The organism is Mycobacterium sp. NGS54 (genome assembly GCF_059812465.1).
In genome coordinates this window covers 114,705-130,179 of the sequence record NZ_JCALCS010000009.1, presented here as the reverse complement: position 1 = coordinate 130,179, position 15,475 = coordinate 114,705, and the positions used below count along the sequence as shown (strand labels likewise).

17 protein-coding genes are annotated in these 15,475 nt (G+C 68.2%); 11 read left to right on the top strand and 6 right to left on the bottom strand.

The features are described from left to right. Window positions 1–147: 147 nt before the first annotated feature. Window positions 148–351, top strand: a complete 204-nt coding sequence (locus AC5Y5E_RS27345; RefSeq protein ID WP_499906634.1) for a hypothetical protein — start codon at window positions 148–150, stop codon at window positions 349–351. On the opposite strand, the gene AC5Y5E_RS27340 is transcribed toward AC5Y5E_RS27345, so the two are convergent. Together AC5Y5E_RS27340 and AC5Y5E_RS27335 are read right to left on the bottom strand one after the other, a co-directional pair. Next, window positions 348–662: a hypothetical protein gene (locus tag AC5Y5E_RS27340; RefSeq protein ID WP_499906632.1), complete on the bottom strand. Its 315-nt coding sequence runs from the start codon at window positions 660–662 to the stop codon at window positions 348–350. The two genes, AC5Y5E_RS27345 and AC5Y5E_RS27340, sit on opposite strands and share 4 nt — an antisense overlap. Before the next feature lie 122 nt (window positions 663–784). After that, window positions 785–1,567, bottom strand: a complete 783-nt coding sequence (locus AC5Y5E_RS27335; RefSeq protein WP_499906630.1) for an alpha/beta fold hydrolase — start codon at window positions 1,565–1,567, stop codon at window positions 785–787. A 161-nt stretch (window positions 1,568–1,728) separates the two neighbouring features. Between AC5Y5E_RS27335 and AC5Y5E_RS27330 the strand changes: the two genes are divergently transcribed. The 3 genes from AC5Y5E_RS27330 (at window position 1,729) to AC5Y5E_RS27320 (ending at window position 4,147) form a co-directional block, all read left to right on the top strand. Continuing rightward, window positions 1,729–2,346, top strand: a complete 618-nt coding sequence (locus tag AC5Y5E_RS27330; RefSeq protein WP_499906628.1) for a TetR/AcrR family transcriptional regulator — start codon at window positions 1,729–1,731, stop codon at window positions 2,344–2,346. 179 nt (window positions 2,347–2,525) lie between these two features. Further along, window positions 2,526–3,632: a type III polyketide synthase gene (locus tag AC5Y5E_RS27325; protein WP_499906626.1), complete on the top strand. Its 1,107-nt coding sequence runs from the start codon at window positions 2,526–2,528 to the stop codon at window positions 3,630–3,632. Window positions 3,633–3,643: 11 nt separating this feature from the next. After that, window positions 3,644–4,147, top strand: a complete 504-nt coding sequence (locus tag AC5Y5E_RS27320; RefSeq protein ID WP_499906624.1) for an isoprenylcysteine carboxyl methyltransferase family protein — start codon at window positions 3,644–3,646, stop codon at window positions 4,145–4,147. 3 nt (window positions 4,148–4,150) lie between these two features. On the opposite strand, the gene AC5Y5E_RS27315 is transcribed toward AC5Y5E_RS27320, so the two are convergent. Then, on the bottom strand, window positions 4,151–4,996 hold the full coding sequence (locus AC5Y5E_RS27315; RefSeq protein WP_499906623.1) for an SDR family NAD(P)-dependent oxidoreductase: 846 nt from the start codon (window positions 4,994–4,996) through the stop codon (window positions 4,151–4,153). A gap of 157 nt (window positions 4,997–5,153) precedes the next feature. On the opposite strand from AC5Y5E_RS27315, the gene AC5Y5E_RS27310 reads away from it, so the two are divergent. Continuing rightward, window positions 5,154–6,185 carry an alpha/beta hydrolase gene (locus AC5Y5E_RS27310; protein WP_499906621.1) on the top strand — a complete coding sequence of 344 codons (1,032 nt, stop codon included), beginning with the start codon at window positions 5,154–5,156 and terminating at the stop codon, window positions 6,183–6,185. A 228-nt stretch (window positions 6,186–6,413) separates the two neighbouring features. After that, on the top strand, window positions 6,414–9,080 hold the full coding sequence (locus AC5Y5E_RS27305) for an FHA domain-containing protein (RefSeq protein WP_499906619.1): 2,667 nt from the start codon (window positions 6,414–6,416) through the stop codon (window positions 9,078–9,080). An 81-nt stretch (window positions 9,081–9,161) separates the two neighbouring features. Here the strand turns inward: AC5Y5E_RS27305 and AC5Y5E_RS27300 are convergent, their stop codons facing one another. From AC5Y5E_RS27300 to AC5Y5E_RS27290, 3 genes are all read right to left on the bottom strand, one after another. Beyond that, window positions 9,162–9,326 carry a hypothetical protein gene (locus AC5Y5E_RS27300; RefSeq protein WP_197508680.1) on the bottom strand — a complete coding sequence of 55 codons (165 nt, stop codon included), beginning with the start codon at window positions 9,324–9,326 and terminating at the stop codon, window positions 9,162–9,164. A gap of 127 nt (window positions 9,327–9,453) precedes the next feature. Continuing rightward, entirely contained in the window at window positions 9,454–10,278 is an 825-nt protein-coding gene (locus tag AC5Y5E_RS27295; RefSeq protein WP_499906618.1) for a hypothetical protein, read from the bottom strand. Further along, a complete protein-coding gene (locus tag AC5Y5E_RS27290) occupies window positions 10,275–10,883 on the bottom strand; it encodes a TetR/AcrR family transcriptional regulator (protein ID WP_499906616.1) in 609 nt (202 codons plus the stop codon). Before AC5Y5E_RS27290 ends, AC5Y5E_RS27295 begins: the two co-directional genes overlap by 4 nt. A gap of 154 nt (window positions 10,884–11,037) precedes the next feature. On the opposite strand from AC5Y5E_RS27290, the gene AC5Y5E_RS27285 reads away from it, so the two are divergent. Genes AC5Y5E_RS27285 through AC5Y5E_RS27265 form a run of 5 tightly spaced genes read left to right on the top strand, consistent with a single transcriptional unit; the run spans window position 11,038 to window position 15,474 of the window. Beyond that, window positions 11,038–12,216: an acyl-CoA dehydrogenase family protein gene (locus AC5Y5E_RS27285; RefSeq protein WP_499906881.1), complete on the top strand. Its 1,179-nt coding sequence runs from the start codon at window positions 11,038–11,040 to the stop codon at window positions 12,214–12,216. Next, window positions 12,206–13,327: an acyl-CoA dehydrogenase family protein gene (locus AC5Y5E_RS27280; protein WP_499906614.1), complete on the top strand. Its 1,122-nt coding sequence runs from the start codon at window positions 12,206–12,208 to the stop codon at window positions 13,325–13,327. The genes AC5Y5E_RS27285 and AC5Y5E_RS27280 overlap by 11 nt, the downstream gene beginning before the upstream one ends. Beyond that, window positions 13,320–13,820 (top strand): MaoC family dehydratase, encoded by a 501-nt coding sequence (locus AC5Y5E_RS27275; RefSeq protein ID WP_499906612.1) that lies wholly within the window; start codon window positions 13,320–13,322, stop codon window positions 13,818–13,820. Before AC5Y5E_RS27280 ends, AC5Y5E_RS27275 begins: the two co-directional genes overlap by 8 nt. An 8-nt stretch (window positions 13,821–13,828) precedes the next feature. Continuing rightward, window positions 13,829–14,275 (top strand): MaoC family dehydratase, encoded by a 447-nt coding sequence (locus AC5Y5E_RS27270; RefSeq protein WP_499906610.1) that lies wholly within the window; start codon window positions 13,829–13,831, stop codon window positions 14,273–14,275. Next, window positions 14,272–15,474, top strand: a complete 1,203-nt coding sequence (locus AC5Y5E_RS27265; protein WP_499906608.1) for a thiolase family protein — start codon at window positions 14,272–14,274, stop codon at window positions 15,472–15,474. Before AC5Y5E_RS27270 ends, AC5Y5E_RS27265 begins: the two co-directional genes overlap by 4 nt. Window position 15,475: the final 1 nt, after the last annotated feature.

Sequence of the window (15,475 nt, the reverse complement as noted above, 5' to 3'; positions counted from 1 at the left end):
GCTAACGCGATCCCGCAGCATTGCGGATGGCGGCCAACAGGCAGATGGTGTTCGTTCAAACGTTTTTTCGCCGGGGTCGCTACGGTCGCGACGCTGGCGTTGTTACATGCGGCGCAGCCCGATGACGCGAAAATCGTTGGCGCGTCGATGAACTTGGCGGACCGCGGCTTCGCCACCGATGACGACGACGAAGCCCAACTGCAGCAACAGCTGCAGATCCAGCAGGAGATTCAGCAGTCGGAACAACAGGCCGAACAGCAAGAGCAACTCGACCTCCAGGAAGCCCAGCAAGCCGAGCAGCAGGGGCAACAGGTTGAGCAGCAGGCCACCCTGTCGGTCCCCGGAAGCTAACTCAGCGTCGCGGCGGTGCGTTGCTGCCGCGCCGCCCGGATACCGGCGAATCCGAAGACAATCCCCATACTCATTGCCGCGGCGAGACTGAGCCACGAATACCACGTCACGCCCGTGTGTGGCGGCGAGACGAAGCTGTCTTGCAGCCCCGGCAGAAATGTCGGCAGCAGGTGTCCGTAGGTTGATGCCAAGGCCGTGCCGAACCCCACGATGATCGCCGCCTGCGGCGCCCACCGCCGGCGTGCCAACACCATGAACACGGCGATCGCGATCGACAACGCCTCCGCGCCCCCACCGATCATCACCAGCATGGTCGCAGCCGACATCCCACGTCGGACGTGATCCACGGCGTGCGTCCCGAACCCGATCGCCAAGGCGACAGCGCTCCATCGTAGAAACTCCTGCGGGCCGGGCGATCCCGGACGATTCGACATCACAACTCTCCGTTCGCTATTGGCCGACTGCTTAACGCCGCTTGGATTTCGATCGCCACCTGTTGCGGGTTGTCCAGCGGGACCAGGGTGCGAGCGCCGGTGATCTCAACGAGTCGTGCGTCGGGGAACGCGTCGCACAACCGATGGGCAAGTTGGATGGGGAAGAACCGGTCCGCGTCGCCCCAGAGCACCACGACCGGTTTGGCGAATCGCCCAAACCGGGTGTACACCTCAACCAACTCGTCCGGGTCGACGCCGCGCAGGAACTTGGCGGCGTCACGCCGTACGCCGCGATCGGCCAGGGCGGGCGTGACCCAGCGGCGAGTCAGGGCCGGATCCAGGGGTTTGGACACGTTCTGGCCCTGCACGCGTTGACGAATCCAGGCGGGCCGCATGAGCGACATCAGCGCATAAATGCCTGCGGCTCGTCGGCCCAGTCTGAAGACCGGCATCAACGAAGGGGGCGGGAACTGATCGAACGCATCGCCGTCGGTCAGCACGAGTTGAGCTATCCGGCTGTCGTCAATGTCGATCACGAACTGGCACAGGGCAGTTCCGGTGTCGTTTCCCACCAGCGTGACGTCGGTGAGCCCGAGCTCTTCCAGGAAGGCGATGACCAGTCGCGCCACCCCACGTGGACGTAGATCCGCATCGGGTCTGAGCGCTATGGAGTGTGACCCCAGGGGGAGGTCGAGCGCGTAGGAGCGTATGCCGCGTGCGGCGAGGTCGTCGGCTACCCGACTCCAAACCTCGTAGTTGACCATCAGCCCGTGCAGGAACACGACGGGTGCACGTGAACTGTCAGCCGGTCCGGCGAGTCGGTACTGAACCGCCCCGTGGGGCAGGTCGATGATGGGCATCGAGGACTCCTGAGATACGATCCAACGAAACATACATACCGTATGTACTAACATACATACGGTATGTACGAGAGGCAAGGCCTATGAACGCCACCCGCCGAACCCAGGCCGAACGCGCCGCCGAAACCCGCGAGGCGCTGATCGCGGCGGCACGGCCGCTGTTCGCCGAGCACGGTTTCAGTGAGGTGGCCTTGGAGACGATCGTGCGCGCGGCGGGCGTGACGCGGGGCGCGCTGTACCACCATTTCGCCGACAAGACCGAGTTGTTCGCGGCGGTGTTCGAGCGCGTGGAGGGAGAGCTGGCCGCGCGGATGGGCGACGCGATCGCGGCCTCGGGACAAACCGATCCGCTGGAAGTGATGCGGCTCGGTGTGGGCTTCTGGCTCGACGCATGCTCGGATCAGGAGGTGCAACGGATCGTGTTGGTCGACGCCCCTGGCGTCTTGGGCTCGTCACGGTGGAGCGAGATCGGCAACCGTTACAACATCGGCCTGGTGCGGGAACTGCTAAACGGCGCCATTGAGAGCGGCCGCATTCCGCCCCAGCCCGTCGAGGCGACCGCGTTGACAATGTTGGGCGCGATGCGGGAGGCGACGCTCTACATTGCTCGCGCGGAGGGACACGATCAGGCCCGCCGCGACGCGGGTGCCGTGATGAACCGACTGATCGATGCCCTCGCCGCGGAAAGCACTCGACGCTGAAATGGCGGGCCACCAACGTTTTCGCGGCAGCGAACGCGGGTGCCGAGCGGCGCTTCGGCGTATCCGTTCTCGCGCGGTTCATTTCGGCCGGCGATTTCACACCGGGGACGAGATGTAATGTGGTTCACCTTTCATAGCATCTGATGAACCTTTGACGGCTCCATAGTCGTCGGGTGGGTATGACTGCAACAACGTATTCCACATCGGCGAACCATGCCGCCGCTCACGGGCGAGGCGCCCCGCACATCGCGGGAACCGCGGTGGCCTTCACGCCGAACCGCTACGACCAGGAAGAGGTGGCGCGCGAGCTCACCGAGTTCTCGGAGCCGGGTTTCATGCGTTTCGCGCAGACCGCGGGGGTCGACCATCGCAGCCTCGCGCTGCCGCTGTCGCGTTACCCGCGGCTGAGCGGATTCACCGAGGCGAACGACGCCTACCTCGAGGTCGCCGTCGACCTGGGGGAGCGGGCCATACGAAAGGCGCTGGCCGCGGCGGAGATTGAACCCCATGAGGTGGACGCCATCGTGATGGTCTCCAGCACGGGGATCGCGGTGCCGACCATCGACGCGCGGTTGATGTCGCGCGTCGGGTTGCGGCCCAACATCAAGCGCCTGCCGCTATTCGGACTCGGCTGTGTCGCGGGCGCGGCCGGTATGGCGCGGGTGCACGACTACCTGCGCGGCTACCCGGGGGATGTGGCCGTGCTGCTGTCGGTGGAGCTGTGCTCGCTCACGCTGCAACGCGACGACACCTCGATCCCGGCCCTGATCGGTGTGTCGCTGTTCGGCGACGGCGCGGCCGCGGTGGTCGCCCTCGGCGCCGATCGAATCGGCCCGGGCCCCAACGCGCGTCGGGGGCCGCGGGTCCTGGCCACGCGCAGTCGCGTGATTCCCGAGACTGTCGATGTCATGGGCTGGAATGTCAGTTCCAGCGGGTTCCAGCTGGTGATGTCGCGGGACGTCCCGAAGATGGCCGACGACTATCTGCGCGCGGAGGTCGACGGCTTCCTGGGCGACCATGATTTGTCCATTGCGGATGTCTCGACGTGGGTATGCCATCCCGGCGGCCCGAAGGTGCTCGATTCGATCGAGGACGCGCTGGGTCTGCCGCCGGAATCGGTGGCTCACAGCCGAGAATCGATGCGGGAGAACGGAAATATCTCATCGGCGTCGGTCCTCGACGTGCTGCGCCGGACGGTGGCCGAACCGCCGCCGCCGGGATCCCTCGGGGTGATGCTCGCGATGGGGCCGGGCTTCAGCTTCGAGTTGCTGCTCCTGCAGTGGTGAGGGGGTAAACCATGTACTACTACCTGTTCATCCTGGCGATCGGAGCCGAGCGGCTCGTCGAGCTGGCGGTCGCCCAGCGAAACGCCAAGTGGTCTTTCGCCCACGGGGGCAAGGAGTTCGGGCGCGACCACTATCCCGCGATGGTCAGTATGCATGCGCTGCTTCTGGTTTCGTGCATCGTGGAGGTGTGGACCATGGGCCGCCCGTTCATCCCCTTGCTGGGATGGCCGATGCTCGGCGTCGTGGTGCTCAGCACCGTGGTCCGCTGGCGGTGTGTCGCGGTGCTCGGCAAACGCTGGAATCCGCGACTCATCGTGCTCCCGGGCGCGCCGCTGGTCTCCGATGGGCTGTACCGCTGGGTCCGTCACCCCAACTACACCGCGGTCGCGGCGGAGGTCGCCGCGCTGCCGCTGGTTCATTCGGCGTGGCTGACCGCGATCGTGTTCAGTGCGGCGAACGCCCTGGTGCTCACGGTGCGCATCCGCGCCGAGAACGCCGCGCTGGGTTACGCCTAGCAATCACGGCGCTACGGGACGATTCGTCCATTCCCGGTCGGCCCGGCGCGACGAGCGGAACCAGCCGCCCGCCGCGCCGGTGCCGCCGTCGGTCGGGATGGTGTGGCCGGTGACGAATGCCGACAGCTCCGAGGCGAGGAAAAGGATGACGCGGGCCTGGTCCTCCGGCAACCCCATCCGCCCGACCGGCACCCACTGCGGCCACTGAGTCTGCTCGTCCGCGGAGAGCCACCGCGAGTAGGGCACCTGCAGCGATTCGGTGACGTCGGGGCCGATCGCGTTGACCCGCACTCCGTCGCGGCCCACCTGCACCGCCAGGCTGCGGGTGAAGTGGATGACGGCGGCCTTGAAGGCCGCATAGACCGGATCCTCGGGGTAGCCGCGCAACCCCTCGACCGACGAAACGTTGACGATGGCGCCGGCCCGCTGCTCGATCATCGCGGGCAGGAACGCGTGCGTGACGAGGAAAACGTGGTGCAGGTTGATGCGGTACAGGTCGTCCCACAGTTGTGCGTCGGTGTCGACGAAGTTGCCCGGGTGACGCAACCAGTGACCCACGTTGTTCACCAGCACGTCCACCCGGCCGTAGCGGTCCAGCACCGTCCGCGCCAGGGCGCTGACCTGCGTCTCGTCCCGGACATCGGTCACGGCAGCCAGGCCCGAGCCTCCCGAAGCCGCAATCTGGTCGGCGACTCGCTCGGCGAGGGAGGCCTCGATGTCGGCGATAACCACCCGGGCGCCGTGCTGGGCGAACTGGAGCGCGGTTGCCGCGCCGATACCACCGCCACCGCCGGTCACGACCGCGACCTTGCCGGCCAGCAGTGCGGCGGACTGAACTGCCTCTTCCATGGCTCATATCTTGGGCCACCCGGGTCGGCGCCGGCGCAGTTACCCACCTTCCCCGCGCACCAAACAGTGAGGAAGCCGACATTTGCCAGAGATTCAACCGGCGTTTTTCCCGATTTGGGCCGGGTACTCGGTTCATCTCTACGGAGGATGAATACAAATGCTGACGAAGCCGGATCGGCACCGCATATTGCCGAGCCACGCAATCAACCGGCGGGTGCACCATCGGCACAGTCCGCAATCCTTTGCGGTGTCGATGGCCAGTCGGCTTATCGTCAAGAACATCGTGCGCGCCTGGGCCATTCAGCCGAATTTGCATTGGCCTCTGGGATACGTCGACGACTTCGCGGGTTTGCTGCAGCATTTCCCGTCCGCGGCGAGCATCGAACCGGTGCGCCTTGACGGCTGCGCCGCCGAATGGGTTCGCGCGCCGGGTGCCTCGTCGCAGCGGGCGATTCTTTACCTCCACGGCGGTGCGTTCCTCACCTGCGGCCTCAACACGCACCGATCCCTGGTGACCCACCTGTCGAAGGCGGCGGACGCCGCGGTGCTGACGGTCGGATACCGAAAGCTGCCGTCGCATCAGATCGCCGACGCGATCGAGGACGGAATGTGCGGGCTCCGCTGGCTGCGGGACCGCGGCTATGACGGGGACCGGGTGGTGGTGGCCGGGGACTCGGCCGGGGGATACCTCGCGTTCATGACCACCCTCGCCGCCATCCGGACCGGCATGCTCAGACCGGCCGGCGTCGCGGCGATCTCGCCGTTCACCGACGCGGACCCGACCCGAAAGCTGCGGCACCGCAACGCCCGCAGGTGCTCGATGTTCACCCGCGGGGCGTTGTCGATGTTCGCCCGGTACCTCGGCGAGGTGCGCGTTCCGCAGGGCAGGGGGACGTCCGCGCGTCGCGTCGAGTCGCCGGTTGACGCGGACCTTTCCGCATTGCCGCCCGTAACCATCCACGCCAGCTCCGACGAATTGTTGCTTCCCGACGCCGAGCTCATGGCGGAACGGTTGCAATTCAGCGGAGTTCGCTGCGACCTTCACCTGTGGGACGGCCAAATCCACGACTTCCCGCTGGCCGCCGACGTATTGCCGGAAGGGAGGCGGGCCATTCGATATCTCGGGGATTTCATCAAAGAAGTCACCGGGGGAGCGAGCCGCGTGCCTTACGTCGCGGCGGCGGGATAGCCGATATTTCGGTGTCGAAGTCATTCGGGCGGCCCATATCGGGCCGTTTTTCGCGCCGCCCGAGTTTCTCACTGCGGGACGGTCCCGCAATTCCCGCCAGCCGGACGCGGTCGTCCTCCAGCGGAACCGGCAGTCGCCGCCGCATCCACGGCCGCGACCCGGGCCACGAGCCGAGGCCGTGAAAGGCGCTGAGCACTTGGCCTGCAATCGGGCCCGCTGCCGATACAGTTGGTCATCGTGAGCCCACCAGCCCCGCCAGTGCTGACCGTGCGGTACGAGGGATCGGAGCGCACCTTCGCAGCAGGCACCGACGTCGTAATCGGGCGTGATCTTCGCGCGGACGTCCGCGTCGCACACCCGCTGATCTCCCGGACGCACCTCATCGTGCGTTTCGACCAGGGACGATGGATGGCCATCGACAACGGCAGCCTCAACGGGCTCTACGTTCACAACCGTCGCGTGCCTGTCGTCGACATCCAGGACGGCCTGCGGGTCAACATCGGCAACCCGGACGGTCCCGCGCTGACCTTCGAGGTCGGCCGCCACCAGGGTTCGGCCGGGCGGCCGCCCCTGACCACGTCGATACCGATTTACACCGCGAGCACACCGAGCGCCCCCGTGTCCCAGAGCCAGCCGCAACAGGTCGGCCCACACTGGCCGGGCCAGCCGCCGCAGTCGCCCTCGGCCCCGGTCCACCAGCCGACACATCCGCCGAGCGCGCCCCGGCCGATCCACCCGCCCAGCGGGCCGCAGCCAATTCATCCGCCCACCGGGCCGCAGCCGTGGCAGCCGACCGGCGGACATCCGACGGGAGTGCCGAGCGAACCGCTACAGGCGCCGAAGATCTACCGGGCACAACCCATGCAGGTGCCGCCGGCGGAGTCCGAGACCGGCCGCGTCCCCGATGCCGCCAACATCGCCACGTCGATGATGAAGATCCTGCGGCCCGGCCGAACCGGGTTGGTGTCGATGCCCGGCGCGGTCAAGATCGGCCGGGCCAACGACAACGACATCGTCATTCCCGAGGTGCTGGCGTCGCGCCACCACGCGACCCTGATTCCGACGCCGCAGGGCACCGAGATCCACGACAACCGCAGCATCAACGGAACTTTCGTCAACGGCGCCCGGGTGGAAACGGCGGTGCTGCACGAGGGCGACGTCGTCACGATCGGCAACATCGACCTCGTTTTCGCCGGCGGCACGCTGGCCCGGCGCGATGAGACCGCGACCGCGACGCGCGGCGGCGGCCTCGACGTGCGCGGGGTGACGTGGACGATCGAGAACAACAAGGTCCTGCTCGACGACATCTCGCTGGGCGCCCAGCCGGGAACGCTGACCGCCGTCATCGGCCCGTCGGGGGCGGGAAAGTCGACGTTCGCGCGGTTGGTCGCCGGCTACACGCACCCGACCAAGGGCACCGTGGCCTTCGAGGGGCACAACGTCCACGCGGAATACGCCTCGCTGCGCAGCAGGATCGGGATGGTGCCGCAGGACGACGTGGTGCACGGGCAGCTGACCGTGCAGCAGGCGTTGATGTATGCGGCCGAGCTGCGGCTGCCACCCGACACCACCAAGGACGACCGCGCGCAGGTGGTGGCCCGGGTGCTCGAGGAGCTCGAGATGACCCAGCACCTGCACACCCGGGTCGACAAGCTGTCCGGCGGCCAGCGCAAGCGCGCGTCGGTGGCGCTGGAGCTGTTGACCGGGCCGTCGCTGCTGATCCTGGACGAGCCGACGTCCGGCCTGGACCCGGCCCTGGACCGACAGGTGATGACGATGCTGCGGCAGCTGGCCGACGCGGGTCGCGTGGTGCTCGTGGTCACCCACTCGCTGACCTACCTGGACGTCTGCGATCAGGTCCTGCTGCTGGCGCCCGGCGGAAAGACCGCGTTCTGCGGGCCGCCGAGCCAAATCGGTTCCGCGATGGGCACCACGAACTGGGCCGACATCTTCAGCACGGTCGCGGGCGATCCCGACGGCGCCAAGGCGCGCTACCTGGCGCGGACGGGCCCGCCCCCACCGCCGCCGCCGGCGGAGAAACCGGCCGAAATCGGCGACCCGTCGCACACCAGCCTGTTCCGGCAGTTCTCCACGATCGCGCGGCGGCAGGTGCGGTTGATCGTGTCCGACCGCGGCTATTTCGTCTTCCTGGCGCTGCTGCCGTTCATCATGGGCTCGCTGTCGATGTCGGTGCCCGGCGATGTGGGCTTCGGCAGACCGGACCCGATGGGCGCCGCGCCCACCGAGCCCGGGCAGATTCTGGTGTTGCTCAACGTCGGCGCGGTGTTCATGGGAACGGCGCTGACGATCCGGGATCTGATCGGTGAGCGCGCCATCTTCCTGCGCGAGCAGGCGGTCGGCCTGTCGACGTCGGCGTACCTGTTGGCGAAGGTGTTCGTGTACACGGTGTTCGCGGTCATTCAGTCCGCGATCGTCACCGTCATCGCGATCGTCGGGAAGGGCGGTCCGACGCAGGGTGCGGTGGCGTTGGGCATTCCCAACCTGGAGCTGTTCGTCGACGTCGCCATGACGACCGTCGCCTCGGCGATGCTCGGGCTGGTGCTGTCATCCATCGCGAAGTCCAACGAACAGATCATGCCCTTGCTGGTCGTCGCGGTCATGTCGCAGCTGGTGTTCTCCGGCGGCATGATTCCCGTGACCGATCGAGTCGGCCTGGACCAAATGTCTTGGGCCACACCGGCGAGATGGGGCTTCGCCACGTCGGCGTCCACCGTTGACCTGCTCAGCCTGCAGGACAAAGTCCCGTCGGTGCCGCACGACTCGCACTGGCGTCACACGGCCGGCGCATGGTGGTTCGACATGGGCATGTTGGTATTGCTCAGCGCCGTGTACCTGGGCTTTGTGCGCTGGAAGATTCGGCTCAGAGGCGGCTGATCGCTCGCCCGCGCGCTTTCGGTGTGTATCCAGGGCGACGACTCGCGGCGTGTCGTGGGCTCACAGTGAAAGCCGCGGCGGCTATGCGCCCTTGCGGACCACCTGTTCGGCGGCGGCGCGCATCCGGTCCGACAGCTGAAGCAGGGCATGCTCGCCGACCCCGTGCGGCACCGTGTAGGCGAGTTGCCGTAACTCGAGGGCGCAATCGCGCAACTCCTGGCGGAGGCGTGTCTCAAGGGTGGGCATGGCTTCTTCCTCTACGCGTGGGGGCTGAGAAAAATTTTCGCAGCCCGGCGTTGTATCCGCGATATGGGCGAAGCGTTTTTACGGGAGATTGACAGCGTTTTTACATCCGGTGAACGCGTGTTACGGCTCAGGGGCGCACGGCGACGAACGTCTCGTTGGGCACGCCGGCGGCCAGCCCGTCGACGTCGAAGGGTTCGCGCAGCCGCGCGTGCAGCTTCGCGGGATCCGTGATCAGGCTGATCTCCGCGGTCTGCCGCGCGAACAGGCGCCCGAAAAGCGGGTAAAGCCAACGCATTAACGCCCGCTCGGAGCGGGTGCAGCGCGCCGCGCAGTAGCCGACGTGGCCGAGTTCGTCGGTGAGGATCTCGGTGTAGAGCCGATCGATCCGCGCGGCCACGTCCGGCTCGTCGGCGAACAACTCGACGCCAACCCGGCGCAACTCGTCAAACATGATGCAGCCCGCCATCTCTCCCGCGCCGACGAACGGGAATCCGATGCGTTCGGGCAGGAAAACTTCCATCTTGACGAATTGCCGCATCACGAACGGCGGCACCACGACCTGGAACGGCAGCCCGAACATGTCCAACACGTAGCTCAGCAGGCGGGTGTGGTAGTGCTCCTCGAGCGCCAGATACACCCGCTCGGGCGGCTGGTCCGCGCCGCCGATCCGTCCGTACGTATCGCCCAGGTCCACGCCGAATCGCTCCGCCTGGTTCAGTTTCGCGGTGGCCAACAGGAACAGCATCTCGCGGGGCAGCCCCGACTCGGGTCGGCGGCGGCGCAGGTTTCGCAGGAACACGCGCTGATCGATGTGCCGGCTGGAGCGAATCGGGTCGGCCGTCAGCGACCCGAAGAATTCCTCCCGGCTGGAAAGTCGGCGATGCAGCAGATCCGCGTCGCCGTCCCGACGCACCAGAAAGTCCCGGTATTCCTCGATGGCCGTGCTGGTCATGACGCCTCCATTCCGTTGACGATGGTCTTGACGTATCGATCCAGGAGCGCCGCACGTGACCGCGGTGCCGTTGCCGCGGTGACCAGCAATGCGAACAGGCCGGTCAGGAAGATGGCACCGAGTTCACCGGCGTCCGCATCGGGCGACACCCGTTGCGCGGCCTGCGCTTCGGCGATCGCGGCGATGACGAACTCGGCCAGCGGGTGCTCACCGAGTTCGTCCTCGATGGGGCGCGTCGCCGAGAAGTGCAGCCCCAGCATGTCCCTGAAGACGACCGGCCCCAGCCGCTCCTCGGCCGCAAGCACCTGGCGCACCAGCGAAGTCAGCATCGACCGCAGGTCGCCGGGCGCGCCGGTCTCGGCGGCCAGCATCGCCACGATCTTGGACTCCTCGTCGCGTTCCAACTCGGCCAGCACGTGTTCCTTGGTCGGGAAATGGAAATAGAACGTGCCCCGCGCCACCCCCACCGCCGAAGCGATCGCGGCGACGTCGGTGCCCGCCAAGCCCGACCGCGCGATCTCGGCGACCGTGGCATCGAACAGGCGCGCCCGCGTCTGCAGCCGCTGCGCCTCCCGCGCGCTCATGACCGACGTCGTCGAAGGCATGCGAGCGAAACTACCCCCTTTCGCTGACGGGCGTCAATGACGGTCGTCAGCAAGCGATCGGCGGCCCGGTCAATGGGAACGGCATCTGGCGGTGACCCTGGTGGCTGAGCACACTGAGAGGGCACACCACCTCATCTGGGGCGAAGGGGCCGGGATGGATTTCGAGCTCGACGCCACGCAACGCGCGTGGCTGACCGAGGTTCGCGGATTCCTCCAGGAGCACGTCACCGACGAGCTGCGGGCCGAACTAGCGCAGCACGACCTGGAATTCCCCGACGGCGAGGTGGCCCGTTTTCGCCGCAAGATCGGCGAGAAGGGCTGGTTCGGCCTCAACTGGCCGCGCGAGTACGGCGGGCTCGGCCTCGGCGCCGTGCATCAGCAGCTGCTGATGAGCGAGTTCGAATATTGGGGCGTGCCCGGACCCGACCTGACGGTCACCTCGGTGGCGCCGATGATCATGCGCCACGGCACCGAGCGGAACAAGGCCGAGTGGCTACCGCGGATCGCCACGGGCGAAATGCTCTGCGCCGTCGGCTATTCGGAGCCCGACGCGGGAACCGACCTGGCCAGCCTGCGCACGCGCGCCACCCTCGACGGGCAGCACTGGGTGATCAACGGCACCAAGATCTGGAACAGCGGCGCCCAGCGCGCCACCCACGAATGGCTGTGCGTGCGCACCGATCCGGATGCCGCGCGCCATCGCGGGATTTCGGTCATCATCGTGCCGATCGACAGCCCGGGCGTCGAAATCCGCCCGCTCTACGCGTGGTCCGGCTATCGCACCAACGAGGTGCGCTTCGACGACGTGCGCGTCCCGGTCACCAACCTGATTGGCGAAGTCAACCGCGGCTGGACCTACATCACCGGCGCCCTCGACCTGGAACGAGGTGCGCTGACCAACGCCGGCGATCTGCGCCGCGCCGTCGACGACTTGCGCGAACTGGCGCTCCGGCCGCGCCGGGACGGGACGATGCCCGCGCACGAACCGGCCCTGCGCCGCCGCCTGGCGCGGGCCGAGGCAGACGTGGAGGCGGCCACGCTGATGGGCTACGAGGCCGCGTCCATCCTGGACGGCGGGGTCATGCCGACCGTGGAGGTCAGCGTCGAGAAGGTCTTCACCAGCGAATTGCGCCAGCGCATAGCCGAATTGGCGCTCGATGTGCTGGGGCCGGACGGCCTGCTGGCGCATCGCAGCCGGGACGCGCCGTTGGGCGGCAAGTTCGAGCGGCTCTACCGGGCGGCCCCGTTGATGCGTTTCGGTGGGGGCACGAACGAAGTTTTGCGCGACATCATCGCCCAGCGCGGCCACGGGATGCCGTCATATGGACGTTAGGCCGACCGCCGAGCGGCGCGAGTTCGCCGCGACCCTGCGCGCGTTGCTGTCGGCCGAGAGCCCGATCGGCCTGGTGCGCGGCCTTGGCGAACCGGGCGCCGACCGAAGCGCCCCCGCCCTGTGGAAGGCGCTGGCCGACGCCGGTGTCTTCGGGCTGGCCGTCGGCCAGGAGCACGGCGGTTCCGGGGGCTCCCTCGACGACCTCGCCCTGTTCTACACGGAGGCGGGGCGCGCGCTGTGCCCGACGACGGCGCACAGCACGATCGCGGCCGTGTTGGCGATCGATCAGCTTGGCGCCCAACGCGCCAAGGCCGAGTGGCTGCCGCGGCTGACGACCGGCGGCATTCGCGGCACCACCGCATTGTGCAACGCCCGCGACGCCGCCGTCATCGCGCCGGTGCTCCGCGCCGAACCGGACTCGACCGGCGGCTGGCGGCTGACCGGCACCGTGGACTACGTCCCCGACGCCGACTTGGCCGACGTCGTCGTGGTGTCTGCCGCCGCCGGCGAGCGCACGCGCGCCTTCGTCGCGGACACGCACGCGGGCGGGCTGAGCATCGAGCCGCTCGCGATGGCCGGCGGCCACCGGGCGTGCACGCTGCGCTTCGACGGCGTGGTCGTCGACGCCGGCGCGCTGCTCGGCGATGCCGACCCGCGGGATCTGCGCCGCATCGCCAACACCGCGGTGGCGCTGGGATCCCTCGACCTGGTCGGGGTCGGGCAGGCCGTGCTGGACCGCACCGTGGAATACACCAAGCTTCGTCACCAGTTCGGCCGCCCGATCGCCTCGTTCCAGGCGGCCCAGCACCTGATCGCCAACATGCACATCGCCTTGGCCGCGGCGCGATTGGCCGCGCACTCCGCGGTGTTCTGGCTGGCCCGGGGTCACGTGGCCACCCGGCAAACGGCGATCGCGCGCATGCACGCGGCCACCGCGGCCCGGCTGATCACCCTCGACGCCCACCAATTGCACGGCGGGATGGGCTATGTCACCGAAACCGACCTGCACCTGTGGAGCGAACGGGCGCGGCTCGGCTCGACGCTCGGCGGCGGAGCCGACACCGCCGCGGGGTGGCTGGAAGCGATCCTTCAGGAGGGCGCCGATGAGTGAGGAACCCTTGATCGACGCCGAGTCGGCGTCGCGGGTGGGCGCCGTCGCCGCGTCCGCCACTGGCGAGGTGAACCGGCGCGACTGGCAGCGCTGGGCCGCGGCGGTCGGCGACCACAACCCGTTGTGGTTCGATCCGGAGTACGCCCGGGCCAACGGCTTTCGTGACGTCATCTGCCCCCCGCTGTTCCTGCAATACGCCGTCCTGGGTGTCACCCGCCTGGACGGGCTGCGGCCCGACGGATCCTCCCGAGCGGCCTCGGGCAGCCTCGCTTTTCCGCGCGCCCCCAAGCGGATGGCCGGCGGCGAGAGCTTCACCTTCCACCTGCCGGCCTACCACCGCGACGAGATCGAGATGGTGCGAACCATCGAATCCATCGTCGAAAAGCAGGGCCGCTCGGGAAGATTCGTGCTCGTCACCTGGCACACCGTGTACCGAAACCAGCACGAGGATCTCGTGGCCGAGGCGTCGACGTCGATGATCGCGCGACCCTAGGAGCACCAATGGAAGGTCGGCAGGTGTTCTACGAGGACGTCGCGGTGGGCGACCGGATGCCCACGCTGACGGTCACCGTCGACGAAACGCAACTGTTCTTCTTCAGCGCCGCCACCTACAACGGCCACCGCATCCACTACGACAAACAGTGGGCCCGCACCGTCGAGGGCTACGACGACGTGCTCGTCCACGGCCCGCTGCAGGCGGCGCTGCTGGCCCGCGCGATCGGCGACTGGATCGGCGGACGCGGCCGTCTGGTGTCCTTCTCGGTGCAGAACCGGGCCGTCGCGTACCCCGGCCAGCCGCTGAGCTTCGGCGGCGAGGTCACGGGCAAGCGCCTCGCCGAGAACGGCGCGGGACTCCTGGATCTCGAGATCGCCGGCCGCCGAGACGACGCCGTGCTGATGCCCGGAACGGCGACCGTCGAGCTGCCCCGACGCGGAACCGCGTCGTGACCGGGCTGCGCGGGGAGGCGGCGATCATCGGGATCGCCGAGCTGCCCGCCGAGCGGCGCCCGACCGGGCCGCCGCGGTTCACCCTCGACCAGTACGCGTTGTTGGCGAAGCTGGTCATCGAGGACGCCGGCGTCGACCCCGCGTGCATCAACGGCCTCCTCACCCACGGCGTGGCCGAATCGGCGATGTTCGCGCCGGCCACGCTTTGCGAATACCTCGGCATGGCATTGGATTTCGGCGAGCGAGTGGATCTGGGCGGCGCCACCTCGGCGGGCATGGTGTGGCGCGCGGCGGCCGCCGTGGAGCTCGGCATCTGCGACGCGGCGCTGGCCGTGGTCCCGGGATCGGCCTCGGTGCCGCAATCCCAACGGCGCCCGCCGCCCGCGCCGAATTGGTATGGGGCGTCGTCGAACAGCTACGGCTCGCCGCAGGCCGAGTTCGAGATCCCCTACGGCAACGTCGGCCAGAACGCCCCGTACGCGCAGATCGCCCAGCGCTACGCGGCCGAGTTCGGCTACGACGCGGCCGCTGTCGCCAAGATCGCGGTCGACCAGCGCGCCAACGCGTGCGCGCATCCGGGCGCGGTTTTCCACGGGACCCCGATCACGGTGGACGACGTTCTGTCCAGCCCGATGATCGCCGATCCCATCCACATGCTCGAAACCGTGATGCGGGTGCACGGGGGAGCCGGCGTCCTCGTCGCCAACGCCGACGTCGCGCGCCGAAGCCGTCACCGCCCCGTGTGGATCAAGGGCTTCGGTGAGCACATTGCCTTCAAGACCCCGACCTACGCCGAGGACCTGATGCGCACGCCCATCGCGCGCGCCGCCGACAGGGCGTTCGCGATGGCGGGGCTGAGCCGATCCGATGTGAACGTCGCCTCGATCTACGACTGCTACACCATCACGGTGCTGATGAGCCTGGAGGACGCCGGCTTCTGCACCAAAGGCCAAGGCATGTCCTGGATTACCGACCGCGACCTGACCTACCGCGGCGACTTTCCGCTCAACACCGCGGGCGGTCAACTGTCCTTCGGCCAGGCCGGGATGGCCGGCGGCATGCACCACGTCGTCGACGGCGCGCGCCAGATCATGGGCCGGGCCGGCGACGCGCAGGTGCCCGACTGCGACGTCGGATTCGTCACCGGCAACGGCGGCATCATGAGCGAGCAGGTCGCACTGCTGATCCGGGGGGACTAAC

Excerpts from the sequence above, each read along its gene's own strand:
- AC5Y5E_RS27345 (WP_499906634.1), top strand. The coding sequence starts at position 148 with ATGAACTTGGCGGACCGCGGCTTCGCCACCGATGACGACGACGAAGCC.
- AC5Y5E_RS27340 (WP_499906632.1), bottom strand. The coding sequence starts at position 662 with ATGCTGGTGATGATCGGTGGGGGCGCGGAGGCGTTGTCGATCGCGATC.
- AC5Y5E_RS27330 (WP_499906628.1), top strand. The coding sequence starts at position 1,729 with ATGAACGCCACCCGCCGAACCCAGGCCGAACGCGCCGCCGAAACCCGC.
- AC5Y5E_RS27325 (WP_499906626.1), top strand. The coding sequence starts at position 2,526 with ATGACTGCAACAACGTATTCCACATCGGCGAACCATGCCGCCGCTCAC.
- AC5Y5E_RS27320 (WP_499906624.1), top strand. The coding sequence starts at position 3,644 with ATGTACTACTACCTGTTCATCCTGGCGATCGGAGCCGAGCGGCTCGTC.
- AC5Y5E_RS27315 (WP_499906623.1), bottom strand. The coding sequence starts at position 4,996 with ATGGAAGAGGCAGTTCAGTCCGCCGCACTGCTGGCCGGCAAGGTCGCG.
- AC5Y5E_RS27310 (WP_499906621.1), top strand. The coding sequence starts at position 5,154 with ATGCTGACGAAGCCGGATCGGCACCGCATATTGCCGAGCCACGCAATC.
- AC5Y5E_RS27300 (WP_197508680.1), bottom strand. The coding sequence starts at position 9,326 with ATGCCCACCCTTGAGACACGCCTCCGCCAGGAGTTGCGCGATTGCGCC.
- AC5Y5E_RS27295 (WP_499906618.1), bottom strand. The coding sequence starts at position 10,278 with ATGACCAGCACGGCCATCGAGGAATACCGGGACTTTCTGGTGCGTCGG.
- AC5Y5E_RS27290 (WP_499906616.1), bottom strand. The coding sequence starts at position 10,883 with ATGCCTTCGACGACGTCGGTCATGAGCGCGCGGGAGGCGCAGCGGCTG.
- AC5Y5E_RS27285 (WP_499906881.1), top strand. The coding sequence starts at position 11,038 with ATGGATTTCGAGCTCGACGCCACGCAACGCGCGTGGCTGACCGAGGTT.
- AC5Y5E_RS27280 (WP_499906614.1), top strand. The coding sequence starts at position 12,206 with ATGGACGTTAGGCCGACCGCCGAGCGGCGCGAGTTCGCCGCGACCCTG.
- AC5Y5E_RS27275 (WP_499906612.1), top strand. The coding sequence starts at position 13,320 with ATGAGTGAGGAACCCTTGATCGACGCCGAGTCGGCGTCGCGGGTGGGC.
- AC5Y5E_RS27270 (WP_499906610.1), top strand. The coding sequence starts at position 13,829 with ATGGAAGGTCGGCAGGTGTTCTACGAGGACGTCGCGGTGGGCGACCGG.